Genomic DNA, 8,707 nt, shown 5'->3' on the forward strand with positions numbered 1-8,707 from the left:
TAATTTCCTCAATACTAGTTTTACTATCAGTTCTAGGTCTTCCAGAAACTATAAGCAAGTAAAGTTAGTCCGTATCAGTTTCAAGAATTATCGAGAAAATATCGTGTTCTTATAAGATCTTGCTATTTGTTAGACATGCGGAATAAGCTAATAGAATCCGTGTTGATATTTATCATTTAATATTTTTTAACTATGTATTCAAATTAATATAAAAGTACACAAAAGTATACATATAAATAAAAGTACACAAAAGTATACATATAAATTTGAATTTTTAATGTAAGTACCTATTATTTTAAATTAATCCCTTATATCTTAGGGGATTATTTAAAGGTAATAGAGGAGGTAAATTAAATGTGAATTGGCAGAAATTTGAGAAAGGAGGAAGAGACTGGGAATCTTTTTACAGAAGAAGATGGCAATACGATAAGGTTGTAAGGAGTACACATGGTGTTAATTGTACTGGTTCGTGTAGTTGGATGATATATGTAAAAGATGGTATTATAATAACAGAAATGCAAGCTTTAGACTATCCTATTATAGACCCATCTATACCAGGTTATGAACCTAGAGGATGCCCTAGAGGTGCGAGTTTCTCGTGGTACGAATATTCGCCACATAGAATTAAGTATCCTTACATAAGGAGAACATTACTTGAGCTTTGGAGGGAAGAGATTAACAAGACTGGGGACCCCGTGAAGGCATGGGAAAACATTGTCGAAAATCCTGAAAAATCATTAAAATATAAAAAAGCGAGAGGAAAGGGTGGGTTTGTTAGAATCTCTTGGGATGAAGTTAACGAGATAATAGCTGCTGCGATAATTTACACGATTAAAAAATACGGCCCCGATAGAATATTTGGATTTACACCTATCCCAGCAATGTCGATGGTTAGTTATTCTGCCGGGACTAGGTTTCTATCTCTAATTGGTGGTGTAGCAATGAGTTTTTATGATTGGTATGCAGATCTTCCTATAGCCTCTCCACAAGTGTGGGGTGAACAAACAGACGTACCTGAAAGTGCAGATTGGTTTAACTCAACTTACATAATAGATTGGGGTACAAATATTCCTCAAACTAGAACTCCAGATGCTCATTTCTATTCTGAGGTTAGATATCGTGGAACAAAAGTTGTTGCAATTGCTCCAGATTATGCAGAATACGTGAAGTTTGCTGACCTTTGGATTCACCCTAAGCCTGGAACTGATGGTGCATTAGCTCTAGCTATGGCTCACGTAATTGCCAAAGAATTCCATGTAGAGAGGAAGGTGAAGTATTTCAGCGATTATCTAAAAAGGTATACTGACGCTCCTTTTCTAGTAATATTAGAAGATAAAGAAGGAAGAATTTTGCCTGGAAGATATTTAAGAGCTTCTGACATCATGAAAACTGATAATGGTGAATGGAAACTAGCAGTATTTGATTTAAATACTAACAGTGTTGTTATTCCAAATGGAAGTATAGGTTTCAGATGGTCTAATTCTAAGAAGTGGAATTTAGAGCTTAAAGATAGTTTTTCCGGAAGGGATATAGAGCCTGCGTTAACATTATTAGGCATTCATGATAAAATCCTAAAGGTAAGCTTTCCTAGATTTGATGAAAAGGGTTATATTGAGAGAGAAGTTCCAGTAAAAGTTGTAAAAACATTAGATGGAAAGGAGTTATATGTAACTACAGTATTTGACCTCCTATTAGCTAATCTAGGAGTTAAAAGGGACGGATTAAACGGATATCCCGCTGACTATAATGAAGACGTACCCTACACTCCTGCTTGGCAAGAGAAAATAACTGGGGTGGAAAAAGAACTTGTAATTCGAATAGCGAGAGAGTTTGCTAAGAATGCTGAGGAGACTAATGGTAAGTCGCTAATCCTTGTAGGAGCTGGGGTGAACCATTGGTTCCATAGTGACTTGATATACCGTGCTATCATAACAGTACTTTTACTTTGTGGGGCTGTTGGAGTTAATGGAGGAGGATGGGCGCATTATGTGGGACAAGAGAAGGTTAGACCTTTTGAAGGTTGGAATACCATAGCCTTTGCTAGAGATTGGGTACCAGCCACGAGATTACAAAGCACTGGATTATGGGTTTACATGCATACGGATCAATGGAGATATGATGAGGTCTTAATGGACGATTTGGCATTGGGTAAAACGATTTATAAACATCCAGTAGATTACATAACTCTAGCAGTTAAAAGAGGTTGGCAGCCATTTTATCCACAATTTAATACTAATCCATTATTCCTCTCTAATAATAATGATGAAGATGAAATAGTGAGGAAATTAGAAAGTGGGCAAATTTCGTTCTCTATACTTGATGTTGACAATCCTATTAATTATCCTAGGATTCTATTTGTGTGGAGAGCAAATCTATTATTCTCAAGCGGGAAAGGGAGTGAATATTTTCTGAAACATCTCCTTGGAACTGAAAATACTGTAGAAAATCAAGAAGTTGCAAAAGACTTCGTTAGTACTGTAAAATGGAGGGATCCTGCACCAGAAGGAAAGTTAGATCTTTTGATTGACATTAACTTTAGAATGGATAGTACAGCACTCTACTCAGACATCATTCTCCCTGCCGCAACTTGGTATGAGAAATTTGACTTAAGCTCAACAGATATGCATACATTCATACATCCTTTCACTCCAGCAATAGATCCCCCATGGGAAGCTAGAAGCGAGTGGAAGATCTTTACCGGACTAGCTAAGAAGATTTCTGAAATGGCACCTAAATATTTTGATGGAAAATTTATAGATGTTCTATACGTTCCATTATCACATGATACTCCCGATGAGATTGCTTACCCAATGCTGGATGACCCCTATACAAAAGTCATAGAAAAGGATAAACTAATACCTGGAAAGAATATGGGAAAGTTAATATTCGTAGAGAGGGATTATTCGAAAATTTATGAAATGATGATCACTTTAGGGCCTTTAGTTAAAGAAAAGAAGTTGATGTATTTTGGAATAGAAGTTAACTATTCAAAGGAGTATGAAGAGTTGAAAGAAACCTTAGGTGAGCTAGAAGGGAGACCTTTAATGGATGATGATAGTGATGTAGCAGAAGTAATACTAAGGTTAAGTGGTTCAACGAATGGACAAGTTTCAGCTAGAGAATATGAGTTCTTAGAAGAGAAGACTGGTCTAAACTTTGGTATGCTAAAAGACGGAATAGAAGAAGTGAAAATAACGTTTCAAGATATAAAGGCTCAACCTAGGAGAGTTATAGACACTCCAGTAGAAAGCGGAATAGTGAAGGAAGGTAGAACATATTCTGCATTCACTTTTAACGTTGAGTTTAAAGTTCCTTGGAGGACACTCTCAGGTAGACAACATTTTTATCTAGATCATCCAATATTCAGAGAAGTAGGAGAACAGCTTCCCGTATTTAAACCTCCACTAAATATTTCAAAAATTAAAAAGGAGCCAGGAGTTTTAATTGCTAGATATTTAACTCCACATGGAAAATGGCAAATTCATACCACATTCATGGATAACCTGAGGATGTTAACGCTATTTAGAGGAGGACCGGTAATTTGGATTAATGAAGACGATGCTAAATCAATAGGAGTTAAGGACAACGATTGGGTTGAGGTATTTAACGAAAACGGAGTAATAACCGCAAGGGCTGTTGTCTCTCATAGAATTCCAAGGGGAACAGTAATAATGTATCATGCTCAAGAAAGAACAATTTATGTAAAGGAGTCAAAAATTAGAAATGGAAAGCTCGGAGGATCTCATAATTCCGTAACCAGACTTCATGTTAAACCGACGTGGTTAGTTGGTGGCTATGCACAATTATCGTTTAGTCTAAATTATTATGGACCCGTAGGTGTGCAAAGAGATACCCTAGTTGGTGTAAGGAGGCTGAGCTAAATTGAGGATATTAGCTCAATTTATGGGAGTATTTAACTTAGATAAATGTCTAGGTTGTAACGCTTGTACTATTGCATGTAAAAACTTGTGGACGAATAGAGAGGGAACAGAGTATATGTTTTGGAATAATGTTGAAACTAGGCCAGGCCCCGGTTATCCGTTAAGATGGGAAGATCAAGAGAAATACAAGGGAGGTTGGATCTTAACTAAGGATGGTAAATTAAAATTGAATATAGGCGGAAGGATTGCAAGACTCCTGGAAATATTTCACAATCCTTACTTACCTACAATTGATGATTATTTCGAACCTTTTACATTTACCTATGATGAATTGATTAGCTCTCCAGAGAGCGAAAAACAACCAGTTGCCAAACCAGTTTCTCTCATAACAGGTAAACCAATTGAAATTAGAATGGGACCTAATTGGAATGATGATTTGGCGGGGGGCTCAGCAGCAGTATTAAGTGATCCCAACATAAAGGGAATAGAGGAGAAGATAAAGGCAGACTTTGAAAATGCCTTTATGATGTACCTTCCAAGGATATGCAATCATTGTCTAAATCCAGCTTGTGTTGCAGCTTGTCCTAGTGGTGCTATGTACAAAAGGAAGGAAGACGGTATAGTCCTAACTGATCAAAATAAGTGTAGAGGTTGGAGATTCTGTGTCTCAGCATGTCCGTACAAGAAAGTTTATTATAATTGGGCAACCGGTAAGGCTGAAAAGTGTATACTCTGCTACCCTAGATTAGAAACAGGGCAAATTCCCGCATGTTTCCATCAATGCGTTGGAAGGATAAGATATTTAGGAGTTGTACTATATGACGCTGATTTAGTAGAATGGGCTGCTTCAGCCAAGGATCCAAAAGAGATAATCGAAAGGCATTTAGAGATAATTAAAGATCCGTTTGAAGAAGAGGTTATAAGAAATGCGAAAGAGAACGGAGTTACAGAAGATTTCATAGAAGCAGCGCAAAGGACTCCAGTGTTCAAGATGATAAAGAAGTGGAAGATAGCTTTACCGTTACACCCTGAATATAGAACATTACCTATGATATGGTATATTCCACCCTTAAGTCCTTTAATCGAGAATTTAAAGCTCAAAGATGAGGAGTTCTTCCCTGCAGTAGATCATATGAGAATACCAATAGAGTACCTAGCAAACATGTTTACGGCAGGTGATAAAGAAAGGGTAAAACTAGTACTCAAGAAACTTCTCGCCTTAAGAATTTATATGAGACAAAGGAGATTAGGGAAAAAAATAAATGAAGAAATTCTTAAGGAAGTTTCGCTTACTGAAAAAGACCTTGAAGAAATGTATCAAGTGCTTGCATTAGCAAGATTAGAGGATAGATTCGTTATACCTACAGCACATAAGGAGAAAGTATTGGGTTTCTTCGAGGAGACTTTAGCCCCAGACTACGTACAAGGTAGTATAGGATTTGAAAAATCGTTAAGAAGAGATTTGAGGTTGAGGAAGAAATGACGAATGTTATGTTAAATATTATTGCTGATCTTCTAGAGTATCCAACTAAGTGGATTAAAAGGAAACGAGAGATTGAGGAGATTGTAAATAACCTTACATCGTCTCGCGCATATCTTCTGAAGGAGTTTTTAGAAGAAGTTTCTAATTACAATGAGCTAGATTTAGAGGAAATTTATGTGAAAACCTTTGATAATAACGATTATATAACCTTGAATATCTCATATTATATTACAGGAGAAGAGAAAAATAGAGTTAACTTACCCAAAAGAGGATTACTACTTGTATGGCTTAAAGAGAGGGTTAAGGATTATATGAGAGAAGATTTACCAGATTACTTACCAACTCTGCTGAGATATCTGGCTTCGAAATATGATGAGGAAGTCAAGAAACTTATACAAAATCCACTAAAGACTCTTCAATCCAGGTTAAAGGAACATAAATCCGTTTTTTATCCTCTCATAACTCTAGCCATTTTAGAACTTTATGGTGGTGAGGTAAATGGATAACTTGTTCTGGGTATATTATCCTTATATCTCTATAACGTTATTTTTTTCTGGGTATGTATATACTTATTTAACTAGAAGATATTACTGGTCAACTAGATCATTTGAATTGCTTTCAAAAAGGACACATAACCTAGCCTCCAACTTCTTCCATTATGGTATAGTGATAGTTCTTTTAGGTCACCTATTTGGCATAGCAATACCAGCTTCTGCCCTCGTTGCCATAGGAATATCCTATGAGCTTCATGTATCTCTAGCTTTCTATTTGGGAGCAATCTTTGGCATTATATCGATAATAGGTCTCATATGGTTAATCGTGATGTCATATCTCACTAGAGCTTACACTACTTTATCATTTACAGATCATCTCGTATACTTAATTTTAATCCTAGTTATAGCAACTGGACTGTATAATACGTTAATAGTTAGACCAGACTATGAGGTTACTGTAGCTCCTTGGTTTCAAGGGTTTATCACTTTTCATCCTAATCCAGCACTAATGAGCGAAGCTCCGCTATCGCTTCAACTTCACGTTGCTTTATCGTTTCTTCTCTATGCTATATGGCCATTCTCTAGGCTGGTTCACGTCTTTACAATTCCAGTCACATATCTATGGAGACCGTATATAGTTTATAGGGAGGCTAAGATTAAGAAAGGAATATAGTTAAGAATATTGATGATCAGACTTTAAAATATTATTTTGTTTTTTTTTTTTTAATCCTTATTTTATTCTTTAGCACAATTAACCGGCTACGTTACGTTTCTTCGTATAGGTTTCTTAAGAGTCTTATTGTTAATAATTTTGTGAAACTGATGACATTGTAAACAAGTTAGGAATATTAATTGGCTGATATATTATGAGGTTATTTAGTATTCATTTTTAGAAGATATTCCAAATCTATTTGTATATTAAAATGTTTTTCCAATTTATAAAAATAAACTAACGAAAATGTTTAATATAGTCTCAAAAGCTTTACTTTTATTTCATCAAAGAGAAAGGTAAACAAGAACGTAATTGCCAATATGCTTAAGATAAACTATTTGGAGTGATGAGGATTCCAAAGGAAGAAATTAACACTACAACGATAATGTCAGCGATGGAGGAGATGAGAAGAGGTTTACTAGGAATTGAGCTCCATAACCTTCCTCTTTCTCTTACTAAATATACTGTAAACTGTCCGGTAAACACTAGTGTATCGAATATTGCAGTATGAATTTCGTTATGGCTTAAATTTATGGCTAATGATAACCAAAGTATGAAGAACGATTCTAGAATTACTAAACTTGCAATAATCAGTGACGATTTAACTATTTTATTAACGTTCCATCTTTCAGGAGTCTTTGAATATCTTACATTGTCAGTTGCAATGGACATAGTAACGAAGTCATTAAAGAACAAGAGAAGAATTACATCAAAGGGTGTTGTTACAAAGAACTTCGTTATAAAGAATGATAATGTTAAGAAGATTACGACTTGCAAAGTCTTGATTATCTTATTCATAGTATATGTAAGCATTCTTTGGTAAATCTTCCTTCCAGTTTTTATTGCCTCAACTATATCTACCAATCCCTCATGAGTAAGCACCATGCTAGCTGAAGCTTTAGCTACGTCAGTTGCATTATAAGTTGCTATGCCCACTTCTGCTTGCTTTAATGCTGGCGCGTCATTTACACCATCTCCAGTCATACCTACGATATGTCCATTTGCTTGTAAAGTCTTTACAATATCGTACTTATCCTCTGGAAATACCTCAGCGAAAATCTGACATTCCTCAACTAGCTTTCCCATCTTTGTTATTTCTCTTACATTACAAACCTTATCTCCTATACCAAGTTCCTTAGCTACTTCTATTGCAATACAAGCATACTCCTCAGCCTCTAGTGCCATAGCTATGGTAAATGTAGCAGGTAGGGCTACAAGAACAGAGGCTATTAAAACCACTAGAGAGAAAGGTAAAGTTTCTGCAATGTTTATACCAGAGATTTTTGCAAAAACTGTTAAGGCTATAACTAAGATAACATCAATAACTACAAGGTACTTCACTATTTTCATGATGATGTTCTGAATACGTGATTCAGCCTTAGCTGATTGCACTAACTGTGTGGTCTTTCCGAAATAAGTCTTATCTCCAGTTGCTATTACAATTCCCTTAGCCTCTCCACGTTTAACTATTGAACCAGAATAGAGTGTTTCCATATACCCTTTATCAACTGGTTGAGATTCTCCAGTGAGCACTGACTGATCAACTAAAACTTGTCCCTCAATTATCTTAATATCCGCCGGTACGATATCTCCAATCCTAACAACAATCAAATCTCCTGGTACTAAATTTCTAGCTGGAATTACAATCCACTTTCCATCCCTTTTAACCTTAGCCATAACGTTCAACTTACTTTTTAAAAGCTCTACTGCGTTCTCCGCCCTATGTTCTTGAATGAAACTTACAATTGAGTTGAAAATTAAAAGGAAAAGTATGATGTACATGTCTAGATACCTTTGTAAAAAGAACGTTAATATTGCAGTTACTTCAAGCATCCAAGGAACTGGACCCCAAAACTTTAAAAGAAAAGCTATTATGGGACTCCTTTTCTTCTCTCTCACCTCGTTAAAACCGTATTTCTTAAGCCTAGATTCTACTTCATTACTGCTTAGTCCATCTAAGCTAGTATTGAAATCGTGAAGGAGTTTAGTAACCTCATCGTTAGTCATATATACTAAATTGTGTTTAAGGTTATTTATATACATTTATGATAATTTTTAAATAAATATAATCAAAATCTAAAACAACTAATAATCTGAAGTAAAAATGATTTAATGATGAAGTATTTAGAATAACAAA

At 35.5% G+C, this 8,707-nt stretch carries 4 protein-coding genes and 1 pseudogene; 4 read left to right on the top strand and 1 reads right to left on the bottom strand.

Translation table 11 applies throughout. From position 1 onward, the window contains the following. Positions 1-356: 356 nt before the first annotated feature. From QXE01_09885 to narI, 4 genes are read left to right on the top strand one after another with little or no spacing between them, the layout of a single operon-like run. Entirely contained in the window at positions 357-3,881 is a 3,525-nt protein-coding gene (locus QXE01_09885) for a nitrate reductase subunit alpha (GenBank protein MEM4971544.1), read from the top strand. Between the two features lies 1 nt (position 3,882). Then, positions 3,883-5,364 carry a nitrate reductase subunit beta gene (gene narH / locus QXE01_09890; GenBank protein MEM4971545.1) on the top strand — a complete coding sequence of 494 codons (1,482 nt, stop codon included), beginning with the start codon at positions 3,883-3,885 and terminating at the stop codon, positions 5,362-5,364. After that, positions 5,361-5,870 carry a nitrate reductase molybdenum cofactor assembly chaperone gene (narJ, locus tag QXE01_09895; protein ID MEM4971546.1) on the top strand — a complete coding sequence of 170 codons (510 nt, stop codon included), beginning with the start codon at positions 5,361-5,363 and terminating at the stop codon, positions 5,868-5,870. Before narH ends, narJ begins: the two co-directional genes overlap by 4 nt. Further along, positions 5,863-6,531 (top strand): respiratory nitrate reductase subunit gamma, encoded by a 669-nt coding sequence (gene narI, locus QXE01_09900; GenBank protein ID MEM4971547.1) that lies wholly within the window; start codon positions 5,863-5,865, stop codon positions 6,529-6,531. Before narJ ends, narI begins: the two co-directional genes overlap by 8 nt. Positions 6,532-6,820: 289 nt before the next feature. On the opposite strand, the pseudogene QXE01_09905 reads toward narI, so the two are convergent. After that, positions 6,821-8,577: pseudogene (locus tag QXE01_09905) on the bottom strand (HAD-IC family P-type ATPase). Positions 8,578-8,707: the final 130 nt, after the last annotated feature.

This window comes from Sulfolobales archaeon (assembly GCA_038897115.1).
GTDB lineage: Archaea > Thermoproteota > Thermoprotei_A > Sulfolobales > AG1 > AG1.